This window comes from Streptomyces sp. NPDC088810, assembly GCF_044750305.1.
Classification (GTDB): Bacteria; Actinomycetota; Actinomycetes; order Streptomycetales; family Streptomycetaceae; genus Streptomyces.
In genome coordinates this window covers 17,896-39,030 of sequence record NZ_JBIVJQ010000006.1, presented here as the reverse complement: position 1 = coordinate 39,030, position 21,135 = coordinate 17,896, and the positions used below count along the sequence as shown (strand labels likewise).

Annotated in this window: 19 protein-coding genes and 1 pseudogene; 11 read left to right on the top strand and 9 right to left on the bottom strand. The window is 72.0% G+C overall.

All coding sequences use genetic code 11. The features are described from left to right. Nucleotides 1–18: 18 nt before the first annotated feature. The 6 genes from ACIP4Y_RS20590 to ACIP4Y_RS20565 form a co-directional block, all read right to left on the bottom strand. Nucleotides 19–1,431, bottom strand: coding sequence for a BNR repeat-containing protein (locus ACIP4Y_RS20590; RefSeq protein ID WP_401395322.1), 1,413 nt, complete (start codon nucleotides 1,429–1,431; stop codon nucleotides 19–21). Between the two features lie 16 nt (nucleotides 1,432–1,447). Then, nucleotides 1,448–1,768, bottom strand: a complete 321-nt coding sequence (locus tag ACIP4Y_RS20585) for an L-rhamnose mutarotase (RefSeq protein ID WP_401395319.1) — start codon at nucleotides 1,766–1,768, stop codon at nucleotides 1,448–1,450. Between the two features lie 15 nt (nucleotides 1,769–1,783). Further along, nucleotides 1,784–2,848 carry a rhamnose ABC transporter substrate-binding protein gene (gene rhaS, locus ACIP4Y_RS20580; protein ID WP_401395316.1) on the bottom strand — a complete coding sequence of 355 codons (1,065 nt, stop codon included), beginning with the start codon at nucleotides 2,846–2,848 and terminating at the stop codon, nucleotides 1,784–1,786. A gap of 111 nt (nucleotides 2,849–2,959) precedes the next feature. Further along, on the bottom strand, nucleotides 2,960–3,925 hold the full coding sequence (locus tag ACIP4Y_RS20575; RefSeq protein ID WP_401395312.1) for an ABC transporter permease: 966 nt from the start codon (nucleotides 3,923–3,925) through the stop codon (nucleotides 2,960–2,962). Further along, nucleotides 3,918–4,988, bottom strand: coding sequence for an ABC transporter permease (locus ACIP4Y_RS20570; RefSeq protein WP_401395309.1), 1,071 nt, complete (start codon nucleotides 4,986–4,988; stop codon nucleotides 3,918–3,920). The genes ACIP4Y_RS20575 and ACIP4Y_RS20570 overlap by 8 nt, the downstream gene beginning before the upstream one ends. Continuing rightward, complete coding sequence (locus tag ACIP4Y_RS20565; RefSeq protein WP_401395306.1) at nucleotides 4,985–6,502, bottom strand: sugar ABC transporter ATP-binding protein; 1,518 nt, start codon at nucleotides 6,500–6,502, stop codon at nucleotides 4,985–4,987. The genes ACIP4Y_RS20570 and ACIP4Y_RS20565 overlap by 4 nt, the downstream gene beginning before the upstream one ends. 269 nt (nucleotides 6,503–6,771) lie before the next feature. Here ACIP4Y_RS20565 and rhaI point away from each other — a divergent pair, with 269 nt between their 5' ends. From rhaI to ACIP4Y_RS20520, 9 genes and pseudogenes are all read left to right on the top strand, one after another. Further along, a complete protein-coding gene (gene rhaI / locus ACIP4Y_RS20560; protein ID WP_401395303.1) occupies nucleotides 6,772–7,932 on the top strand; it encodes an L-rhamnose isomerase in 1,161 nt (386 codons plus the stop codon). A 108-nt stretch (nucleotides 7,933–8,040) separates the two neighbouring features. Further along, nucleotides 8,041–10,080 (top strand): bifunctional aldolase/short-chain dehydrogenase, encoded by a 2,040-nt coding sequence (locus ACIP4Y_RS20555; protein WP_401395301.1) that lies wholly within the window; start codon nucleotides 8,041–8,043, stop codon nucleotides 10,078–10,080. Then, nucleotides 10,077–11,528, top strand: a complete 1,452-nt coding sequence (locus ACIP4Y_RS20550) for a rhamnulokinase family protein (protein WP_401395298.1) — start codon at nucleotides 10,077–10,079, stop codon at nucleotides 11,526–11,528. Before ACIP4Y_RS20555 ends, ACIP4Y_RS20550 begins: the two co-directional genes overlap by 4 nt. 72 nt (nucleotides 11,529–11,600) lie before the next feature. Continuing rightward, nucleotides 11,601–12,356, top strand: coding sequence for a (Fe-S)-binding protein (locus tag ACIP4Y_RS20545; RefSeq protein ID WP_401395295.1), 756 nt, complete (start codon nucleotides 11,601–11,603; stop codon nucleotides 12,354–12,356). Further along, nucleotides 12,353–13,831 (top strand): LutB/LldF family L-lactate oxidation iron-sulfur protein, encoded by a 1,479-nt coding sequence (locus tag ACIP4Y_RS20540; protein ID WP_401395293.1) that lies wholly within the window; start codon nucleotides 12,353–12,355, stop codon nucleotides 13,829–13,831. Before ACIP4Y_RS20545 ends, ACIP4Y_RS20540 begins: the two co-directional genes overlap by 4 nt. Then, a complete protein-coding gene (locus tag ACIP4Y_RS20535; protein ID WP_401395290.1) occupies nucleotides 13,828–14,469 on the top strand; it encodes a lactate utilization protein C in 642 nt (213 codons plus the stop codon). The genes ACIP4Y_RS20540 and ACIP4Y_RS20535 overlap by 4 nt, the downstream gene beginning before the upstream one ends. A 106-nt stretch (nucleotides 14,470–14,575) precedes the next feature. Next, a pseudogene (locus ACIP4Y_RS20530) lies at nucleotides 14,576–15,067 on the top strand (zinc-binding dehydrogenase); the annotation flags it as partial. Between the two features lie 52 nt (nucleotides 15,068–15,119). Continuing rightward, nucleotides 15,120–15,278 (top strand): hypothetical protein, encoded by a 159-nt coding sequence (locus tag ACIP4Y_RS20525; RefSeq protein ID WP_401395287.1) that lies wholly within the window; start codon nucleotides 15,120–15,122, stop codon nucleotides 15,276–15,278. A gap of 9 nt (nucleotides 15,279–15,287) precedes the next feature. Continuing rightward, nucleotides 15,288–16,442 (top strand): betaine/proline/choline family ABC transporter ATP-binding protein, encoded by a 1,155-nt coding sequence (locus ACIP4Y_RS20520; RefSeq protein ID WP_358641451.1) that lies wholly within the window; start codon nucleotides 15,288–15,290, stop codon nucleotides 16,440–16,442. Nucleotides 16,443–16,448: 6 nt separating this feature from the next. On the opposite strand, the gene ACIP4Y_RS20515 is transcribed toward ACIP4Y_RS20520, so the two are convergent. From ACIP4Y_RS20515 to ACIP4Y_RS20505, 3 genes are read right to left on the bottom strand one after another with little or no spacing between them, the layout of a single operon-like run. After that, nucleotides 16,449–17,390: an ABC transporter substrate-binding protein gene (locus ACIP4Y_RS20515; RefSeq protein ID WP_401395283.1), complete on the bottom strand. Its 942-nt coding sequence runs from the start codon at nucleotides 17,388–17,390 to the stop codon at nucleotides 16,449–16,451. Further along, nucleotides 17,387–18,058: an ABC transporter permease gene (locus ACIP4Y_RS20510; protein ID WP_401395280.1), complete on the bottom strand. Its 672-nt coding sequence runs from the start codon at nucleotides 18,056–18,058 to the stop codon at nucleotides 17,387–17,389. Before ACIP4Y_RS20510 ends, ACIP4Y_RS20515 begins: the two co-directional genes overlap by 4 nt. Continuing rightward, complete coding sequence (locus ACIP4Y_RS20505) at nucleotides 18,055–18,735, bottom strand: ABC transporter permease (RefSeq protein ID WP_401395277.1); 681 nt, start codon at nucleotides 18,733–18,735, stop codon at nucleotides 18,055–18,057. Before ACIP4Y_RS20505 ends, ACIP4Y_RS20510 begins: the two co-directional genes overlap by 4 nt. 158 nt (nucleotides 18,736–18,893) lie before the next feature. Here ACIP4Y_RS20505 and ACIP4Y_RS20500 point away from each other — a divergent pair, with 158 nt between their 5' ends. Together ACIP4Y_RS20500 and ACIP4Y_RS20495 are read left to right on the top strand one after the other, a co-directional pair. Next, entirely contained in the window at nucleotides 18,894–19,751 is an 858-nt protein-coding gene (locus ACIP4Y_RS20500) for an AAA family ATPase (protein WP_401395274.1), read from the top strand. After that, nucleotides 19,748–21,100 carry a VWA domain-containing protein gene (locus ACIP4Y_RS20495; protein ID WP_401395271.1) on the top strand — a complete coding sequence of 451 codons (1,353 nt, stop codon included), beginning with the start codon at nucleotides 19,748–19,750 and terminating at the stop codon, nucleotides 21,098–21,100. The genes ACIP4Y_RS20500 and ACIP4Y_RS20495 overlap by 4 nt, the downstream gene beginning before the upstream one ends. The last annotated feature ends 35 nt before the right edge of the window (nucleotides 21,101–21,135 follow it).

Here is a 21,135-nt window from a genome sequence, read left to right as displayed (position 1 = left end):
GCGGCCTTCACATTACCGTCACGCCGGCAGGGCGAAGTCGGCCACGTGCAGGGGCGAGGGCGTGGTGCCGGTGGACTTCTCCTGGTACAGGAACGACAGGACGTTGTCCGCCCGGACTCGGGTCTCGTCGACCACCACCTCGCCGAAGGCGTTCAGCCCGCCGCCGTCGAACAGGAGCGTCCAGTCGGTGTGGCCGGAGGCGTGGGAGGCCGCGGCGATCCGGCCGAACGGGAACACGGCGTAGGCGTTGTCGTACCGGTCCAGGATCAGCTTGGTGCGCTGGCTGGAGCCGAGCGGGACCGGGATCTCGGTCTTCTGCCAGCCGCCGGAGGCGGTCTTGCGCAGGTAAAAGGCGCGTGCGTGGGCGGTGCGGTCGGCGACGTAGTCCGTGGTGCACCGGCCGAAGCGGCCCGGGACGTAGCTGATGATCGCGTGCGGCCGGCCGGCCGAGTCGGTGGACTGGCTCTCCTGGTTCATCAGCGAGTGGTCCGGGTTCAGCGGGTCCACGACGAGACCGCTGTCGCCGACGGCGACCCTGTCGGACCCGCCGGTGGTGCCGACGACGGTGCCCGCGTCGTTGCGCCAGGTACGGCCGCGGTCGTCGGACCAGACGTAGCCGGTGTCGTGGTTGGTGATGCCGCCGCCGCTGCACATGACGGCCGCGTTCTGCTCCCGCCAGGTGAACAGGGCGTGCAGCCGGCCCCGCGTGTCGTAGTCGATGCCGTGCAGGTACATGTTCCGGGCGGTGCTGGAGCCGTGCTCGCTGGTGTACGTGCCGGTCGCACTGGTCCACTCTCCCAGCGCGGTCCAGCGTGAACCGTCGTACTCGGCGAGGGCGTTGCGGCCGTTGCCGGAGACGCCGGCGCGGTAGCTGAGCTGGAGCCGGCCCTCGGGGGTGGCGACGAACTGCGGGTAGGTGAACTGCGAGGTGAGCGCGAGCCCGTCGAGGGTCGTCTGGACGGCACCGAAGACGGACGCGGTCCAGGCCGTGGACGCGGGACTGTCCAGCAGCCCGGCGACGGACTTGACGTAGAAGAAGCCGTCGCTGTGGGAGTCCATGTTCAGGTGCAGGCGGCCGTCGGTCGCGGAGACGCCCATGGAGATGACGTTGTGGGAGTCGTCGGCCTTCAGCCGGTGCGGCAGGGTGACCGTCGACCAGGTGCCGTCGCCGAGGACCCGGCGGGCCACGACCGCGTTGCGGCTCGCCGTGTACCAGGCGGCGTACTGGTGGCCCTTGTAGGTCAGCAGGCCGTTCTTCTGGAAGGAGTTGTTGTTGACCAGGCCGTCGTAGGAGACGAAGTAGACGGCCTGGGAGTCGAGTCGGGTGGTGCCCCTGCTGGTGACCGACGGGCCCGGGACGGCCGCCCGTGCGGTTCCGGCGGCCGTGACGGAGGCGGCGAGGGCGCCGGCCAGCACGGTGCGTCGTCTCATGTTCGGCTCCAGGTGGTCAGGCGAGGTGGAACACTTCGGTGAGCGGTTTCATGGCCTCGTCGGGGCGGTCGCCGTCCAGTGACTCGAAGAACGGCGCCATCTCCGCCTGCCAGCGGGCGTTGACGTCGGTGGCCGCCATGCCCGCCTGCGCGGCGGCGAAGTCCTCCGTCTCCAGGTAGCCGACGAGCAGGCCGTCCTCGCGCAGGAACAGCGAGTAGTTGTGCCAGCCCGTCGCCTTCAGGGCGTCGAGCATCTCCGGCCAGACGGCCGCGTGCCGTTCGCGGTACTCGTCGAGCCGGTCCGCCCGGACTTTCAGCAGGAAACACACGCGCTGCATCAACGGTCCCCGGTCTCAGAAGTCGAACTGGTCGATGTTCTTGGCGTCGAACACGGTCGGCTTGCCCAGGCTGATCACGCCGTCCCTGCCGATGGTGTACGTCGTGCCGCCGGCCTTGAAGGTCTCGCCCTCCTTGCCGGTGATCTGCCCGGAGGCCAGCGCGACCGCGGTCCGCGCGGCCAGGTCGCCGAGCTTGGCCGGGTCCCACAGTTCGAAGGCGTCGACGGTGCCGTTCTCGACGTACTTGCGCATGTCGTTCGGCGTGCCGAGGCCGGTCAGCTTGACCTTGCCCTTGTACTTGGAGCCCGACAGGTACTGGGCGGCGGCCTTGATGCCGACGGTGGTCGGGGAGATGATCCCCTTCAGGTTCGGGTACTGCTGGAGCAGGCCCTGGGTCTGCTGGAAGGACTGCTGCGCGTCGTCGTTCCCGTACGCGATCTTGACGAGCTTGACGTCCTTGTACCTGGGGTCCTTCAGCTCGTCCTTCATGTAGCCGATCCAGGTGTTCTGGTTGGTCGCGGTCTGCGCGGCCGACAGGATCGCGATCTCGCCCTTGTACCCGATCTGCTCGGCGAGCAGCTGCACCTCGGTACGGCCCAGGTCCTCGGCGCCGGCCTGCGAGACGAAGGCGTTGCGGCAGCCGGGGCTGGTGTCGGAGTCGTAGGTGACGACCTTCGTTCCGTTGCTCATGGCCTGCTTCAGCGCGGTGCACAGCGCACCCGGGTCCTGCGCGGAGACGGCCATGGCGTCCACCCGCTGCTGGGTGAGCGTGTTGACGTAACTCACCTGACCTGCGGTGTCGGTGGCGCTGCTCGGGCCCACCTCCTTGTACTTCGAGCCGAGTTCGGCGAGCGCCTTCTCACCGCCCTTGTCGGCGGTGGTGAAGTAGGGGTTGTTGACCTGCTTGGGCAGGAAGCCCACGGTCAGCCCCTTCTTGGTGGCCGCGTTCGGATCGGCCTTCCCTGCGGGGACGGCGGCGGAGTTGTCGTCCTTGACGTCACTCTTGGTGGTGCCGCCACAGGCGGTGAGGGAGAGGGCGAGGGAGGTCACGGTGACGAGGGTGAGGCAGGACTTACGCATGCGGAGAGTTCCTTACCAGGAGGAGTGACGGGGCGCCCCGTCAGGGGCGTGGGGCGGTATCGATGTGCGGCTCCGCCGCGCGGGCGCGACCAGCCACAAGGACGGCAGCAGTCAGACGGACTGTCGCGCCACGGCGATCTGCCGAGCCACCCGTGGCCCGAGCACGGACACAACGAGCAGCGCACCGGTCACCACGATCTGCGACTGGGCCGAGACGTTCAGCAGACTCATCACGTTCTGCAACGCACCGAGCAGGAAGACACCGGCGATCGCGCCGCCGATCGTGCCCTTGCCGCCGTCGAAGTCGATCCCGCCCAGCAGCACGGCGGCGACGACGGACAGTTCGAGCCCGGTGGCGTTGTCGTAGCGCGCACTGGCGTAGTGCAGCGCCCAGAACACACCGGTCAGCGCCGACATGGCCCCCGTGGCGACGAACAGCACGAGCTTCGTCCGCTTCACCCGGATCCCGGCGAACCGTGCCGCCTCCTCCCCCGCTCCGATCGCGAACAGCGACCGCCCGAACGGCGTGGCGTGCAGGACGACCACGGCGATCGCCAGCAGCACCAGGAAGGGCAGGAAGGCCTGCGGCAGGAAGGAGTCTGCGACGCGGCCGGCCGCGAAGTCGAGGTACTGGGTGGGGAAGTCGGTCACCGCGTCGGAGCCGAGCACGATCTGTGCGACACCGCGGTACGCGGCCAGCGTGCCGATGGTCACCGCGAGCGACGGCAGCCCGAGCCGGGTCACCAGCAGCCCGTTGACCAGCCCGCACACCACGCCCAGCAGCAGGCACAGCGGGATGATCTGCTCGATGGCCATGCCCTCGTTCCACAGCTTGCCCAGCACCGCGCCGGACAGGCCGGCCGTGGACGCGACGGACAGGTCGATCTCGCCGGCGACGACCAGGAGGGTCATCGGCAGGGCGATCAGCGCGATCGGCAGCGTGTTGCCGAGCAGGAACGACAGGTTGAGCGCGTTGCCGAAGCCGTCGACGAGACCGAAGGAGAGCAACAGCAGGACGACCAGCAGCGCGCCGACGACCGTGTCCCAGCGGACCGCGCGGGTGAGCGACTCAGGCACCGGCCTTCTCCTTCGCCATGGCGGTCCTCCTCGGGGCCGGCTTCTTCTTCAGGGCGGCGGCCACGCGCAGCGCCACGATCCGGTCGACGGCGATGGCGAGCAGCAGCAGGACGCCGTTGATGGCCAGCACCCACACGGAGCTGACGCCGAGCGCGGGGAGCACGCTGTTGATCGAGGTGAGCAGCAGGGCGCCGAGGGCGGCGCCGTAGACGCTGCCGGAGCCGCCGGTGAAGGCGATGCCGCCGACCACGACGGCGCTGACGACGGTGAGTTCGTAGCCGTTGCCGGTGCCGGAGTCGACGTTGCCGAACCGGGCCAGGTACATCGCTCCGGCGAGCCCGGCGAGCGCGCCGCAGAAGGTGTACGCGGCCAGGATGCGCTTGCGCACCGGGATGCCGGCCAGCCGGGCCGCCTCCGGGTTGGACCCGAGGGCGTACAGCTCCCGCCCGCTGCCGTAGTGCCTGAGGTAGTAGCCCGTCGCCAGCAGCACCACCAGGGCGATCACGGCCAGCCAGGGCATCGCGGACAGGCCGCCGGAGCCGAAGTCCACGAAGCCGCCGGGCAGGTCGGCCGCGGTGATCTGCCGGGAGCCGACCCAGATGGAGTCGAGGCCCCGGATGATGTACAGGGTGCCGAGGGTGACGACCAGCGCGGGCACCTGGCCCAGGCTGACCAGCAGCCCGTTGAGCAGCCCGAAGCCGATGCCGAGCAGTACGGCCAGGAGGATTGCGACGACCGGGTTGCCGCCGCCGTGCAGACAGGTGCCGGTGGCGAAGGCGCTGATGCCTAGGGTGGAGCCGACGGACAGGTCGACGTTGCGGGTGAGGACGACCAGCGACTGGCCGGTGGCGACCAGCACCAGGATCGTCGCGTTGAGCAGCAGGTCCTTGATGCCCTGCTCGGAGAGGAATTCGCTGTTGCCGGCCTGGGTGACCACGATCATCACCAGGAAGACGGCCAGGATCGCGAGTTCCCGCATCCTGAAGACGCGGTCGACCAGCCGGGTGCCGCTCGACCGGGGCACCCCGGCGACGGGGGTCTCGTCCGTGGTGGTCACCGTCATGCGGCGGCCCTCCCGGTGGCAGCGGCCATCACGGTCTCCTCGGTGGCTTCGGAACGGGGGATCTCGGCGGTGATCCGGCCCTCGTGCATCACGAGCACCCGGTCGGCCATGCCGAGGATCTCCGGCAGGTCGGACGAGATCATCAGGACGGCGACGCCGTCGGCGGCCAGTTCGCTCAGCAGCCGGTGCACCTCGGCCTTGGTGCCGACGTCGATCCCGCGCGTCGGCTCGTCCACGATCAGCACCTTCGGGCCGGTGGCGAGCCACTTGGCGAGGACGACCTTCTGCTGGTTGCCGCCGGACAGGGTGGCGACGGCGTCCGCGATGCGGGCGTACTTCACCTGGAGCTTGACCGCCCAGTCCAGGGAGCGGCTGCGCTCGGCGCCCCGGTTCATCAGGCCCGCCCGGGCGGTCGTACGCAGCCCGGTCAGGCCGATGTTCCGCTCGATGGACATGTCCATCACCAGGCCCTGCGCCCGCCGGTCCTCCGGGACCAGGGCCAGCCCCGCCGCCATCGCGACGGAGGGTGCGCCCTTGGTGAGCCTTTGTCCGGTGACCTCGACCTCGCCGCCGTCCCAGCGGTCGACACCGAACACCGCGCGGGCCACCTCGGTACGGCCGGCACCCACGAGCCCGGCGAGGCCGACGATCTCGCCGCACCGCACCTCGAAGGAGACGTCCGTGAAGACGCCCTCGCGGGTCAGCCGGCGGACGCTCAGGGCCACCTCGCCCGGGACGACGTCCTGCTTGGGGTACAGCTCGGCCAGGTCGCGGCCGACCATCCGGCGCACCAGGTCGTCCTCGGTCATCCCGGTGAGCGGCTCGCTGGCGATCCAGGCGCCGTCCCGCAGGGTGGTCACCCGCTGGCAGATCTCGAAGATCTCCTCCAGCCGGTGCGAGATGAACAGCACGGCCGCGCCCTGTTCGCGCAGGGTGCGTACGACGCCGAAGAGCCGGGCGACCTCGCTGCCGGTCAGGGCGGCGGTCGGCTCGTCCATGATCAGCACCCGGGCGTCGAAGGACAGCGCCTTGGCGATCTCCACGATCTGCTGGTCCGCGATGGACAGACCGCGGGCGGGCCGGTCGGGGTCGAGGCCGACACCGAGCCGCTTCATCAGGGCGGCGGTGGCCGCGTGGGTGGCCTTGTGGTCGATGCGGCCGAGGGCCCGCCTGGGCCGGCGGCCCATGAAGATGTTCTCGGCGATCGACAGGTCCGGGAAGAGCGTGGGCTCCTGGTAGATCACGGCGATACCGGCGTCACGGGCGTCGCCGGGACCGTGGAAGACGACGGGCTCGCCGTCGAGCAGTACCTGACCGGCGTCCGGCCGGTGCACTCCGGCGAGCGTCTTGATCAGCGTCGACTTGCCCGCGCCGTTCTCGCCGGCGAGGGCGTGGACCTCGCCGGGCAGCAGCTCCAGGGAGACGTCCCGCAGGGCGCGTACGGCGCCGAAGGACTTGGAAACGCCCTTCAGCGCCAGCACCGGGGCCGGTCCCGTGTCAGGCGGGTGGGTCATGGGGGCTCCTCGACGACACCGGCGGCAGGGCCGCGGGGCCGCCACGGGGTCGTGAAAGGTTTCAAGGGGATGGCCGGACGGTAGGCACCGCAGTCATGTCACGTCAATGGGTCCGTATCGAAAAAATTTCGATAGCCGGAGGTCACGGCGGCATCACGGAAAGCCGGGTCGACCGGACTGCTTGACACCCCTCCGGACGGCCCCTAGCTTGCCGTTCTGAATCGTTTCATATGCTCAGTCGTACCGCCCGACATCACAGGAGCCCTGAAGTGACCGACCTCGCCGCGGTGAAGGCCGCGCTCAAGACCCAGGCCGTCGAGACGCCGTCGTGGGCGTACGGGAACTCCGGGACCCGCTTCAAGGTCTTCGCGCAGGCCGGGGTGCCGCGCTCGCCCTGGGAGAAGCTGCAGGACGCGGCACAGGTGCACGCCTTCACCGGGGTAGCGCCGACCGTCGCCCTGCACATCCCCTGGGACACCGTGGAGGACTACGCGGCCCTCGCGAAGTACGCCGAGGAACGGGGCGTCCGGCTGGGCGCGATCAACTCCAACACCTTCCAGGACGACGACTACAAGCTGGGCAGCATCTGCCACCCGGACGCGGCGGTGCGGCGCAAGGCCGTCGACCACCTGCTGCGGTGCGTGGACATCATGGACGCCACCGGGTCGCGGGATCTGAAGCTGTGGTTCGCCGACGGGACGAACTATCCCGGGCAGGACGACATCCGCGCCCGGCAGGACCGGCTCGCCGAGGGGCTGGCCGAGGTGTACGAGCGGCTCGGCGAGGGACAGCGGATGCTGCTGGAGTACAAGTTCTTCGAGCCGGCCTTCTACACGACCGACGTCCCGGACTGGGGAACCGCCTACGCGCACTGTCTGAAGCTCGGCGACAAGGCCCAGGTGGTCGTCGACACCGGGCACCACGCGCCGGGGACCAACATCGAGTTCATCGTGGCGACGCTTCTTCGGGAGGGGAAGCTCGGCGGGTTCGACTTCAATTCGCGGTTCTACGCCGACGACGACCTGATGGTGGGGGCGGCCGATCCCTTCCAGCTGTTCCGGATCATGTACGAGGTGATCCGGGGCGGGGGATTCACCTCCGACGTCGCGTTCATGCTCGACCAGTGCCACAACATCGAGGCGAAGATCCCGGCGATCATCCGGTCGGTGATGAATGTGCAGGAGGCCACGGCCAAAGCTCTGCTGGTCGACCGTGAGGCGTTGGCTGCGGCTCAGGGGGCCGGGGATGTACTGGGGGCCAACGCCGTGCTGATGGACGCGTACAACACGGATGTGCGGGGGCTTCTGGGCGAGGTCCGGGAGGAGTCGGGGCTGGATCCCGATCCGATGGGCGCGTATGCCCGGTCCGGGTGGGGCGAGAAGATCGTCGCCGAGCGGGTGGGCGGGGAGCAGGCCGGTTGGGGGGCGTGAGCCTCTGCCTCTTGAGCGCCGTAGCGGGGTGCGGGTGCGTCGTGGCTTGTCGCGCAGTTCCCCGCACCCCTTTGGCCCCTCCCCTCTCCTGGAAAGGAACCCGCACTCATGACCACCCGTCCCGAAGTCGCCGCTCTGCTCACCCGTTCGCACCGGCTCGGCTCCGATCCCCGTAACACCAACTACGCCGGCGGGAACGCGTCCGCCAAGGGCTCCGCCACCGATCCCGTCACCGGGGGCGAGGTGGAGCTGATGTGGGTGAAGGGGTCCGGTGGTGACCTCGGCACGCTCACCGAAGGCGGGCTGGCCGTGCTGCGGCTTGACCGGCTGCGGGCCCTGGCCGAGGTGTATCCCGGGGTCGAGCGCGAGGACGAGATGGTCGGCGCCTTCGACTACTGCCTGCACGGCAGGGGCGGGGCCGCGCCCTCGATCGACACCGCCATGCACGGGCTGGTCGACGCCCCGCACGTCGATCACCTCCACCCGGACTCCGGTATCGCGCTCGCCTGCGCGGCCGACGGGGAGAAGCTGACCGCCGAGTGCTTCGGGGACAGCGTGGTGTGGGTGCCGTGGCGGCGGCCCGGGTTCCAGCTGGGGCTGGACATCGCCGCGATCAAGGCCGCCAACCCGCAGGCCGTCGGCTGCATCCTGGGCGGGCACGGCATCACCGCCTGGGGCGACTCGTCCGAGGAGTGCGAGCGCAACTCGCTGCACATCATCCGCACCGCCGAGGCGTTCCTCGCCGAGAAGGGGAAGGCGGAGCCGTTCGGGCCGGTCGTCGAGGGGTACGCGGCGCTGCCCGAGGCCGAGCGGAGGGAGCGGGCGGCCGCCCTCGCGCCGTACGTCCGCGCGCTCGCCTCCCAGGACAAGCCGCAGGTCGGACACTTCACCGACGCCGAGGTCGTGCTCGACTTCCTGGCGCGCGCCGAGCACCCCCGGCTGGCCGCCCTGGGCACCTCCTGCCCGGACCACTTCCTGCGCACCAAGGTACGGCCGCTCGTGCTGGACCTGCCGCCGGCCGCGCCGCTGGACGAGGCCGTCGCCCGGCTGCGGGAGCTGCACGCCGGCTACCGGGAGGAGTACGCCGCCTACTACCGGCGGCACGCCCTGCCCGACTCCCCCGCCATGCGCGGCGCCGATCCCGCCGTCGTGCTCGTGCCGGGCGTCGGCATGTTCTCCTTCGGCAAGGACAAGCAGACCGCGCGCGTGGCCGGCGAGTTCTACGTCAACGCCATCAACGTGATGCGGGGCGCGGAGGCCGTCTCGTCGTACGCGCCGATCGAGGAAGCCGAGAAGTTCCGGATCGAGTACTGGGCGCTGGAGGAGGCCAAGCTCCGGCGGATGCCCGAGCCCAAGCCGCTCGCCACGCGCGTCGCGCTCGTGACGGGGGCCGGCAGCGGAATCGGGAAGGCAATCGCGCACCGGCTGGCGGCCGAGGGGGCGTGCGTCGTCGTCGCCGACCTGAACGGCGAGAACGCCGCGGCCGTCGCCGAGGAGCTGGGCGGGCCGGACAAGGCCGTCTCCGTCACCGTCGACGTCACGTCCGAGGAGCAGATCGCCGCCGCGTTCAAGGCGGCCGTGCTCGCCTTCGGCGGGGTCGACCTCGTCGTCAACAACGCCGGGATCTCCATCTCCAAGCCGCTGCTGGAGACGTCGGTGCAGGACTGGGATCTCCAGCACGACATCATGGCCCGCGGGTCGTTCCTCGTGTCGCGGGAGGCGGCCCGGGTGATGACCGCGCAGGGGCTGGGCGGCGACATCGTGTACATCGCCTCGAAGAACGCCGTCTTCGCCGGGCCGAACAACATCGCCTACTCCGCCACCAAGGCCGACCAGGCCCACCAGGTACGGCTGCTCGCCGCCGAGTTGGGTGAGCACGGGATCCGCGTCAACGGGGTCAACCCGGACGGGGTGGTGCGGGGGTCCGGGATCTTCGCGGGCGGCTGGGGTGCGCAGCGGGCCGCGGTGTACGGGGTGCGGGAGGAGAAGCTGGGCGAGTTCTACGCGCAGCGGACCATCCTCAAGCGGGAGGTGCTGCCCGAGCACGTGGCGAACGCGGTGTTCGCGCTCACCGGCGGGGACCTCACGCACACCACCGGTCTGCACATCCCGGTCGACGCGGGTGTGGCGGCCGCTTTCCTGCGATGAGCGCCGAAGTGAAGTCGTACGCGGCGGTCGATCTCGGCGCCTCCAGCGGGCGGGTGATGGTCGGGCGGGTGAGCCCGGACTCGGTGGAGCTGAGCGAGGCCCACCGGTTCCCCAACCGTCCGGTGCGCCTCCCGGAGGGGCTGCGCTGGGACATCCTCGCGCTGTACGGCGGTGTCCTGGACGGGTTGCGGGCGGCCGGGCAGGTGGACTCCGTGGGCGTGGACAGCTGGGCCGTCGACTACGGCCTGCTGGACGCCGACGGGGCCCTGCTCGGCAACCCGGTGCACTACCGGGACGGCCGTACCGAGGGGGTCGCGGAGAAGGTGTGGTCGACCGTGCCGGCCGACCGGCTGTACGCGGCCACCGGCCTCCAGTACGCGCCGTTCAACACCCTCTACCAGCTCACGGCCGCCCGTTCGACGACCCAACTTACCCTTGCAAAACGGCTGTTGCTCATCCCGGACCTGCTGACGTACTGGCTCACCGGCGAGCAGGGCACCGAGCTGACCAACGCCTCCACCACCCAGCTGATCGACCCCCGGACCCGTGACTGGTCCTACGAGACCGCCGACCGGCTCGGCATCGACCTCGGCCTGTTCGCGCCGCTGCGGCAGCCGGGCGATCCGGCCGGGACGCTGCGGCCGCAGGTGCTGGCGGAGACGGGACTGACCGGTCCGGTGCCGGTGACCACCGTCGGCTCGCACGACACCGCCTCCGCGGTGGCGGCCGTCCCGGCGGCGGCCGGTGAGCGCTTCGCCTACATCTGCACCGGCACCTGGTCGCTGGCCGGCCTCGAACTGCGCGCTCCGGTGCTCACCGAGAAGAGCCGGGCCGCGAACTTCACCAACGAGCTGGGGCTCGACGGCACCGTCCGCTATCTGCGCAACATCATGGGGCTGTGGCTGCTCCAGGAGTGCGTACGGGCCTGGGGGGAGCCGGATCTGGGGGTGCTGCTGCGGGAGGCGGCCACCGTGCCGACGCTGCGCTCGGTGGTGGACGCCGGGGACGAGGCGTTCCTTGCACCGGGGCGGATGCCGGAGCGGATCGCCGAGGCGTGCCGGGCGTCGGGGCAGCCGGTGCCGGAGAGCCGGGCCGAGATCACCCGCTGCATCCTCGACTCCCTCGCCCTCGCCCACCGGCGGGCCGTGGTCGACGCGCAACGGCTGGCCGATCATCCGGTGGACGTGGTGTACCTGGTCGGCGGCGGCACCCGCAACGCGCTGCTGTGCCAGCTGACGGCCGACGCCTGCGGTCTGCCGGTGGTGGCCGGCGCGACCGAGGCCGCCGCCCTCGGCAACGTCCTCGTGCAGGCCCGCGCACAGGGACTCGTCGGCGACCTGGCCGACCTGCGCCGGCTGCTCACCCGCACCCAGCCGCTCACCCGGTACACGCCCTGCGGCGACACCGGCCGGTGGCGGTCGGCCGAGGCCCGGCTCGCCACGCGGTGAGCCGTGCTCTCCCGTCGGCGGGACCCGCCGACTACCCTGCACTCGTCCGATGACCGACACCAAGGAGCCGCGATGCGTGTCGCCCTGTTCCTGACCTGCGTCAACGACACGCTGTATCCGGACACCGGCCGTGCCGTGGTGAAGCTGCTGACCAGACTGGGTGTCGACGTCGACTTCCCGATGGGCCAGAGCTGCTGTGGGCAGGCACACTACAACACCGGGTACCGCCATGAGGCCGAGCCGCTGGCCCGGCATTTCTCCGATGTCTTCCGCGACTACGAGGCGATCGTGACGCCGTCCGGATCGTGCGGGGCGATGGTGCGGGAGCTGTATCCGCGGATGGGCGAGCGGGCCCGGGCCGAGGGGCGGGGGGACTCCCTGGCACGGACGCTGGCTCCGGTGGTGCCGAAGACGTACGAGCTGACCGAGTTCCTGGTGGACGTGCTCGGTGTGACGGACGTCGGCGCCTACTACCCGCACACGGTCACCTACCACCCGACCTGCCACGGGCTGCGCGGGCTCGGGCTCGGCGACCGGCCGGACCGGCTGCTCCGGGCCGTCAAGGGACTGGAGCTGGTCGAGCTGCCCGGTGCCGAGGAGTGCTGCGGGTTCGGCGGCACGTTCGCGCTGAAGAACGCCGAGGTGTCGGCGGCGATGGGCGCGGACAAGGTACGCAACGCCGAGTCGACGGGCGCGGAGGTGCTGTGCGCGGCCGACAACTCCTGCCTGATGCACCTCGGCGGCACGATGAGCCGGCTGCGGACGGGTATGCGGCCGGTGCACATCGCGGAGATCCTGGCGAGCACGGAGGAGGAACCGGCGGTATGACCGGAACGTATCTCGGCATGCCGGCCTTCCCGAAGGCCGCGCAGGACGCCGTCCACAACCCCACCCTGCGCGGCAATCTGCGGCACGCCACCCACACCATCCGCGCCAAACGGGCCAGGGCGGTCGGCGAGCTGTCCGACTGGTCGGCCCTGCGCGAGGCGGGCAGGCGGATCAAGGACCACACGCTGCGCCATCTCGACCGGTACCTCGTGCAGTTGGAGGAGTCGGTCACCGCGGCGGGCGGTACGGTCCACTGGGCCGCCGACGCCGACGAGGCCAACCGGATCGTGGCCCGGCTGGTCAAGGAGACGGGCGAGTCGGAGGTCGTGAAGGTCAAGTCGATGGCCACGCAGGAGATCGGCCTCAACGAAGCCCTGGAGGCCGAGGGCATCCGCGCCTACGAGACCGACCTCGCCGAGCTGATCGTGCAGTTGGGCAAGGACCGCCCCTCCCACATCCTGGTCCCCGCCATCCACCGCAACCGGGGCGAGATCCGGGACATCTTCCGCTCCGAGATGGGTGCGTGGGGCCGCCCGGCCCCGGAGGGCCTGACGGACACACCCGCCGAACTCGCCGAGGCCGCCCGGCTGCACCTGCGGGAGAAGTTCCTGCGCGCGAAGGTCGGCATCTCCGGCGCCAACTTCATGGTCGCCGAGACGGGCACGCTCGTCGTGGTGGAGTCCGAGGGCAACGGCCGGATGTGCCTGACCCTGCCGGAGACCCTCATCTCGGTCGTCGGCATCGAGAAGGTCGTGCCCGCCTGGCGGGACCTGGAGGTCTTCCTGCAGACCCTCCCCCGCTCCTCCACCGCCGAGCGCATGAACCCGTACACCAGCATGTGGACGGGCACCACGGACGAGGACGGCCCGCGCACCTTCCACCTGGTCCTGCTGGACAACGGCCGTACCGACACGCTCGCCGACGAGGTCGGCCGCCAGGCCCTGCGCTGCATCCGCTGCTCCGCCTGCCTGAACGTGTGCCCGGTGTACGAGCGGGCCGGCGGGCACGCCTACGGCTCGGTCTACCCGGGCCCCATCGGCGCCATCCTCAGCCCCCAGCTGCGGGGCACCGCGAGCGAGATCGACGCCTCGCTGCCGTACGCGTCGAGCCTGTGCGGGGCCTGCTACGAGGTGTGTCCGGTCGCCATCGACATCCCCGAGGTGCTGGTGCACCTGCGCGAGCGGGTCGTGGAGGGCGGTCCTGCGGTACGGCAGGGCAACAAGGTGGTGCTCCAGCCGGCGAAGGGGCACACGGCCGAACGGGCGGCGATGCGGGCGGCACGCTGGGCGTTCAGCCACCCGGGCGCCCTGCGCACCGGCCAGCGGCTGGCCTCCCGTACCCGCCGGCTGCACCCGCGTACGCTGCCGGGCCCCGGCCGTGCCTGGAGCGGCACCCGCGACCTGCCGGCCGTGCCGCGGGAACCCTTCCGGGACTGGTGGCAGCGCACGCACGGCGGAAAGGACGGCACCAAGTGAGCAGCAGGGAACGGGTCCTGGGCCGGGTGCGGCGCGCGCTCGCGGACGTGACACCGGAGGAGGGGCCGTACGAGGAGGCGGTGCCCCGGGACTACCTGCGCGAGCACGGGGAGCGGACCGTCGAGCAGACGGTGGAGCTGCTGGCGGAGAACCTGGCGGACTACCGGGCGCTCGTGTACCGCAGCAGCGCTTCCGAACTCCCGTCCCTGATCGGCCGGTTGCTGGCCGAGCGGAACGCGGGCCCGGTGGTGGTGCCGCCCGGGCTGGACGAGGCCTGGCTGGCCGCGGCGGACGTCACCCGGGTCGCCGACCGGGCGGAGAGCACGCCGCCCGACCTCGACCGGGCCGGGAGTGTGGTCACGGCGTGCGCGGTCGCGATCGCGGAGACCGGCACGATCGTCCTCGACGGCTCCCCGGACCAGGGCCGGCGCCGGATCTCGCTCGTCCCGGACCACCACATCTGTGTCGTCCGCGTCCCGGACCAGGTCGTCTCCTCCGTCCCGCAGGCCCTTGAACGCCTTGATCCCGCCCGGCCGTTGACGTGGATCTCGGGGCCGTCGGCCACCAGCGACATCGAACTGGACCGGGTGGAGGGCGTGCACGGCCCGCGCACCCTGGAGGTGATCCTGCTCGGCTGACCGCCCCTTGGCACGAGGACATGGCGGCGACGGTGCGGTTCCACGCGGCCGGTACATCGAACCGGTCAAGCGGTTCCCGGCCCGGCTCGGCACCGAGGCGGCGGGCGTGGTGGACGACTACGGCGTGTACGCCGAGCGTGCCCTCGTCCCCGCCTCCGCGTCGCTGCCCCGCTCCCCCGAGGTGGACCCGGTCAGCGGGGCGGCGGTGTGGCTGCCGTACCTGACGGCCTACGGCGCACTGGTGGAGGTCGGCGGGGTCCGGGCCGGGGACGTGGCCGTCGTGAACGCGGCCTCCAGCAGCCTGGGCCTTGCCGCGATCCGGACCGCGAACCGGCTCGGCGCCACGCCCGTCGCCGTCACCCGGACCCGTGCCAAGCGGCAGCGGCTGCTGGACGACGGCGCCGCCGAGGTGATCGTCTCCGACGAGGAGGACGTGGCCGGGCGGGTGCGGGAGCTGACCGGCGGCCGGGGCGCCGAGCACGTCCTCGACGCCGTCGCGGGACCCGGGGTGCTGGAGCCGGCCCGGGCCGTGGCCGCCGACGGAACGCTGCTGCTGTGGGGCATGCAGAGCGGCGGGCCCACCCCGTTCCCCGGGTTCGACCTGGACATGCCCCCGCTGACCATGGCCGCGCGCCGGCACCCTGCGCCCGGTGGTCGACCGCACCTTCCCGCTGGCCGACGTCGTCCAGGCCCACCAGTACATGGAGGCGGGCACCAGTACGGCAGGATCGTGCTCACGACCGGGCGGTGAACGCCGGGGTCCGCCGGTCGGGGCACGGCGGGATGAAGCCCGGGACACGCTGCCGTAGCGTGAGGGAATGATCCGGTTCGAGCAGGTCAGCAAGCGGTATCCGGACGGTACGACGGCCGTGGACGACCTCTCCTTCGAGGTGTCCGAGGGCGAGCTGGTCACGCTCGTGGGACCGTCCGGGTGCGGCAAGACGACCACGATGATGATGGTGAACCGGCTCATCGAGCCGACCTCGGGGCGGATCCTCGTCGGCGGCGAGGACATCGCGACCGTCGACCCGGTGCGGCTGCGCCGCCGGATCGGGTACGTCATCCAGCAGGTGGGCCTCTTCCCGCACCGCACCGTCCTGGACAACACCGCGACCGTGCCCGCGCTGCTCGGCTGGAAGCGGGCGAAGGCGCGGGCCCGGGCGGCCGAGCTGCTGGACCTGGTGGGCCTCGACCCGAAGACGTACGGGCCGCGCTATCCGGAACAGCTGTCCGGCGGGCAGCGGCAGCGGGTCGGCGTGGCGCGGGCGCTGGCCGCGGATCCGCCGGTGCTGCTGATGGACGAGCCGTTCGGCGCGGTCGACCCGGTGGTGCGCGAGCAGTTGCAGGACGAGTTCCTGCGCATGCAGGCCGCGGTGCGCAAGACGGTGCTGCTGGTCACGCACGACATCGAGGAGGCCGTCCGGCTCGGCGACCGTATCGCCGTGTACGGGCAGGGCCGGATCGAGCAGTTCGACACGCCCGGCGCGGTGCTGGGGTCGCCCGCCACGCCGTACGTCGCCGGTTTCGTGGGCGCCGACCGCGGGCTGAAACGGCTGTCGGTCACCACGATCGAGCCGGAGGACCTGGAGCAGCCGCCGGTGGCCCGCCGGGACGAGCCCGCCGGGCAGGCGCTGGAGCGGCTGCGGGCCGAAGGCGCCCGGTGGGCGGTGGTCCTGGACCGGGGCGGTGATCTGCACGGCTGGGTCGGCATCGAGGAACTGGTGGCGGGCGGCACGGTCGGGGAGCTGACCCACCGGATGACCGCCTGGGTGCCGGTCGGCGCCCCGTTGAAGCAGGCGTTCGGCGTGATGCTCCAGTACGACGCCGGGTGGGTCGCCGTGCTGGAGGGGGCGCGGTTCCTCGGGGTGCTGACCCCGGCGAAGCTGCACGAGGCGCTGCGCCGTTCGGTGGACGCGGAGGCGCGCGGAGTGACGCGCGGGCAGGTGCCGTTCGACTCGGTGGCGGACGCCTGAGGCGGACTATTTCAGCAGGTCCTTGTCCTTCAGGTAGGTGCGGGCCACGTCGGCGGGAAGCCGGCGCCAGCTGTCGACCCGCTGGTTCATGGCGGCCAGGTCGCCGGTGGTGAGGACGTCGTTGAGCCGGCCGAGTGCCTTCGCCACGCCGGGGCCGCCCGCGCGCGAGCGGTTGACGACCGGGACGACGTAGTCGGCGTTCTGCAGCCGCTTGTCGTCGGCGAGCAGGACCAGACCGAACGAGCCGAGGGTGGCGTCGGTGGTGGTGGTCAGCACCATCTGGTCCCGGCCGGTCTGCACGGCCCGCTTGGCCTGGGTGGTGCCCACGCCCTTGGGGTCGATGCCGGTGATGTCGATGCCGTACACCTTCCGCAGACCCGGCGCGCAGTACGGCCGCTGCACGCACTCGTCGCCCGCCGCGAGCCGTACCTTCAGTCGGGAGGCGCCGAGGTCGCTGAGGGTCCTGAGGCGGTGCCGGCGGGCGTAGGCGGCGGTCACCGCGAAGGCGTTCTGGTCGACGGCCCGGCCCGGTGGGAGGACGGTGAGGCCGCGGGGTGCGGCGAGGCCGCGCAACGCCCGCATCGTGGCGGCGAGGTCGGGCGAACCGGCCGTGCGCGCGCCGGCGCCGTGCGTCTTTGCATCGAGCCAGTCGGCGAACGTGGCCGCGTACTCGGGCACGACGTCGATCTGACCCGATTCGAGGGCCGGTTCGTACAGTTCCCGGTTGGCGACGGTGAGGACGGAGGTCCGGTAGCCGGCCTGGTTCAGCAGCTGGGCGTAGAGCTGGGCGAGCAGGTCGCTCTCGGTGAAGCCGGCCGAGCCGATGGTCAGGTGACGGCTGTCGCCGGGGGGTGCGGTGACCTGGCCGCGGTGCTCCAGGGCCGGGCCGGTGGCGCAGCCGCCCAGCATGAGGAGCGCCAGCGCGGCCAGTGCCGTACGACCCCTCATCGGCCGCCCCGGGCCCACACCGGTGCCAGCCGCTCGACGGCCTCGAATACCCCCTCGACGAGGAGGGCGAACACGGCGACGAGCAGCGCGCCCGCGACCACCTGCGGGGTGCTGGCGAGGTTGAACCCGGCCGTGATGATCCGGCCGAGGCCGCCGCCGCCCGCGAGCGCGGCGATGGTGGCGGTGGCCACGAGCTGGACGGCGGCGATCCGCACCCCGTTCAGCACCAGCGGGAGCGAAAGGGGCAGTTCCACTCGACACAGCACCTGCCGGCCGGTCATCCCCATGCCCCGGGCGGCCTGGACCACGCTCCGGTCGACCTCGCGCATGCCGACGTAGGCGTTGGTGAGCAGCGGCGGTACGGCGAACAGCACCAGGGCGACCACCGTCGGACCCTCGCCCCACCTGCCCACCGGGGTCAGGAGCAGCAGCACCAGGACGGCGAAGGTGGGCACGGCCCGGCCGACGTTGGAGACGTTCACCGCGAGCGCGCCGCCCCTGCCGAGGTGGCCGAGGACGAGGGCTACGGGCAGCGCGATCAGACAGCTGAGCAGCAGGCAGACGACGGTGAGGCCGAGGTGCTGGAGCAGCCGGTGCCGGATGCCGTCGTCGCCCGACCAGTGCGCGGGGTCGGTGAGCCAGCTCCAGGCGGCGGCGAGGGCGTTCATCCGCGGGCCGCCCGTGACCAGGGCGTGATCAGCCGCTGCACGCCCAGCAGGAGCAGGTCGGCGGCGACGGCGATGACCACGCACAGCACGGACGCGGTGAGCACCTGGGCCTTGAAGTAGGTGTTCATGCCCGCGTAGATGAGGTTGCCGAGGCCGCCGAAGCCGACGATCGCGCCGACGGTGACCAGGGAGACCGCCGAGACGGTGGCGATGCGCAGGCCGGCCATCGCGGCGGGCAGGGCGAGGGGCAGCTCGACGGTGAGGAGCAGGCGGACGGGGCCGTAGCCGAGGCCGAGTGCGGCCTGCCGGGTCTCCTCCGGGACCGCGCGCAGTCCGGCGAGGATGTTCCGGACGAGCAGGGTGAGCGAGTACAGCACCAGCCCGGCGACGACCAGGGTGGCCGAGAGGCCGTAGAGGGGCAGGAGCAGGGAGAACATGGCCAGCGACGGGATGGTGTAGAGGATCGTGGTGACGGCGAGGACCGGGCCGGCCGCCCAGCCCCAGCGGCGGGCCAGTACCGCGAGCGGCAGGGCGACGAGCAGGCCGATCAGGACCGACAGGAAGGTCAGCTGCAGGTGCTGGACGACCGCGTCGAGCAGGATCTGCCGGCGGGTGCTCAGATAGGCACCGCAGATCCACTCGTTGCGCGCGAGGCAGTCGTCCGGGGGCGCGGTCACGGCTCCATTGGACCGGGCGGCCCACGGCGTCGGCGCGCTGGGCTGGCCCGTCCGGGGGAGTGCTCGTACCCGTGGCGCCGGAGCTGAACAAGCGCTTAGATAGGGGCTCGGCCGTTGTTTCCCCCAGGAGCCCGCTCCCCGACCCGCCGGAGGCCCCGTTGTTCACGTCCGTCGACGACGTCTCCGCCCGCCTCGCCGAGACCGGCTATCTCGCCTCGCCCGCCGTCGCCACGACCGTCTTCCTCGCCGCCCGGCTGGGCAAGCCGCTGCTGGTCGAAGGCCCGGCCGGGGTCGGCAAGACCGAACTGGCCAAGGCCGTCGCCCAGGTGGCCGCGGCCCGGCTGGTCCGGCTCCAGTGCTACGAGGGCGTGGACGAGTCCCGGGCCCTGTACGAGTGGAACCACGCCAAGCAGCTGCTGCGCATCAGCGCGGGCCGCGACGAGAGCTGGGACGAGACCCGCACCGACATCTTCACCGAGGAGTTCCTCCTCCCCCGCCCGCTGCTCACCGCCATCCGCGGCGACGAGCCGACGGTGCTGCTCATCGACGAGACCGACAAGGCCGACGTCGAGATGGAGGGACTGCTGCTGGAGGTGCTGAGCGACTTCCAGATCACCGTCCCGGAGCTGGGCACGGTCACCGCGACCCGCCGCCCGTTCGTCGTCCTCACCTCCAACGCCGGCCGCGAGCTGTCCGAGGCCCTGCGCCGCCGCTGCCTGTTCCTGCACATCGGCTTCCCGGAGGAGGAGCTGGAGCGGCGCATCGTACGGCTGAAGGTGCCGGGCCTCGGCGAGGCGCTGACCGCGTCGGTGGTCCGGGTCGTCGGGGCGCTGCGCGCGATGGACCTGCGCAAGGTGCCGTCCGTCGCCGAGACCATCGACTGGGCGCGCACCCTGCTGGCCCTGGGCGCCGGCACCCTCGACGAGACCGTCGTACGGGACACCCTCGGCGTGATCCTCAAGCACCAGGACGACATCCAGAAGGCCGCGGCCAAGCTCGACCTGGACGCGCTGTGAGCGACGTCGCCGACCGGATCACGGGCCTCGCCGCGGCACTGCGCGGGCACGGGGTGCGGATCGGCACCGGGGAGACCGTGGACGCGGCCCGCGCCGTGGAGGCACTGGGCCTCGCCGACCGGGAGCTGCTGCGCGAGGGGCTGGCGGCCACTCTGCTGCACGGCCCGGGCCAACGGGCCCTGTTCGACTCGGTCTTCGACCTGTACTTCCCGCGCGGGGTCGGCGGCCCGGACGGTGCTCCCCCGGACCGCGAGACCCTGCGCGACCGGCTCGCGGACGCGCTGGCCGCCGACGACCGTACGCAGCTCGCCCGGTTGGCGGCGGAGGCGGTCGACGGCCTGGGCGGGTACGGGAGTTCACCGGGCTCGGACGGCTGGTCGGCGTACCAGACCCTGGACCGGCTGCGCCCGCAGACCCTGCTGGCCCGGGTACGGTCCGAGGTGCGGGGCCGGGACGGGAGCGGCGCCGGGTTCGCGGACCGGCTGCTGGACGACGAGATCCGGCGCCGCATCGAGGAGTTCCGGCGGATGGTCGGGGCGGAGGCCCGGCGCCGGGTCGCGGAGCGGCGCGGGCGGGACGAGATCGCGCGCCGGGGCGTCCGGCCGACCGCCGACCGGGTCGACTTCCTGTTCGCCAACCGGGATCAACTCGCCGAACTGCGCAAGGCGGTCCAGCCGCTGGCGCGCAAGCTGGCCACCCGGCTCGCCGCGCGCCGCCGCCGGGCCGCGCGCGGCACGATCGACCTGCGCCGCACCCTGCGCTCCTCGCTGTCCACGGGCGGGGTGCCGATGCGGCCGGTGCTGCGCCGGCGCCGTCCGGTCCGCCCCGAACTGGTGCTGCTCTGCGACGTGTCGGGCTCGGTGTCCGGCTTCTCGGACTTCACCATGCTCCTCGTGCAGGCCCTGCACGACCAGTTCGGCAAGGTGCGCGTGTTCGCCTTCGTCAACCGGCTCGACGAGGTCACCGGCCTGCTCGACCACGGCCGCGCCGACCCCGACGGGCTGAGCGCCCGGATCCGCGCCGAGGCCGTGCTCACCGGCTGGCACGGCAGCAGCGACTACGGCGTGGCGCTGGGCGAGTTCACCGAGCGGTACGGCGGTGCGGTCGGACCGCGGACGACCGTGTTCGTCCTCGGGGACGCCCGGACGAACATGAGCGACCCCAACCTCCCCGCCGTCCGCGAGCTGGCCCGGCGGGCCCGGCGCGTCTACTGGCTGAACCCCGAGCCGCGCGACCGCTGGGGCACCGGCGACTCGGCCGCGCCCGCCTACGCCGAGCTGGTCGAGATGCACGAGTGCCGCACGGCCCGGCAGCTGAGCGGGCTCGTCGCGGGGCTGCTGCCGGTGTGACGCCGGGCGCCGGTCCGTGATCCACTGGCCCCATC

Coding starts and splice junctions, on each gene's coding strand:
- ACIP4Y_RS20585 (WP_401395319.1), bottom strand. CDS start 1,768: ATGCAGCGCGTGTGTTTCCTGCTGAAAGTCCGGGCGGACCGGCTCGAC.
- ACIP4Y_RS20555 (WP_401395301.1), top strand. CDS start 8,041: ATGACCACCCGTCCCGAAGTCGCCGCTCTGCTCACCCGTTCGCACCGG.
- ACIP4Y_RS20590 (WP_401395322.1), bottom strand. CDS start 1,431: ATGAGACGACGCACCGTGCTGGCCGGCGCCCTCGCCGCCTCCGTCACG.
- ACIP4Y_RS20570 (WP_401395309.1), bottom strand. CDS start 4,988: ATGACGGTGACCACCACGGACGAGACCCCCGTCGCCGGGGTGCCCCGG.
- ACIP4Y_RS20510 (WP_401395280.1), bottom strand. CDS start 18,058: ATGAACGCCCTCGCCGCCGCCTGGAGCTGGCTCACCGACCCCGCGCAC.
- ACIP4Y_RS20565 (WP_401395306.1), bottom strand. CDS start 6,502: ATGACCCACCCGCCTGACACGGGACCGGCCCCGGTGCTGGCGCTGAAG.
- ACIP4Y_RS20520 (WP_358641451.1), top strand. CDS start 15,288: ATGATCCGGTTCGAGCAGGTCAGCAAGCGGTATCCGGACGGTACGACG.
- ACIP4Y_RS20550 (WP_401395298.1), top strand. CDS start 10,077: ATGAGCGCCGAAGTGAAGTCGTACGCGGCGGTCGATCTCGGCGCCTCC.
- ACIP4Y_RS20545 (WP_401395295.1), top strand. CDS start 11,601: ATGCGTGTCGCCCTGTTCCTGACCTGCGTCAACGACACGCTGTATCCG.
- ACIP4Y_RS20540 (WP_401395293.1), top strand. CDS start 12,353: ATGACCGGAACGTATCTCGGCATGCCGGCCTTCCCGAAGGCCGCGCAG.
- ACIP4Y_RS20515 (WP_401395283.1), bottom strand. CDS start 17,390: ATGAGGGGTCGTACGGCACTGGCCGCGCTGGCGCTCCTCATGCTGGGC.
- rhaS (WP_401395316.1), bottom strand. CDS start 2,848: ATGCGTAAGTCCTGCCTCACCCTCGTCACCGTGACCTCCCTCGCCCTC.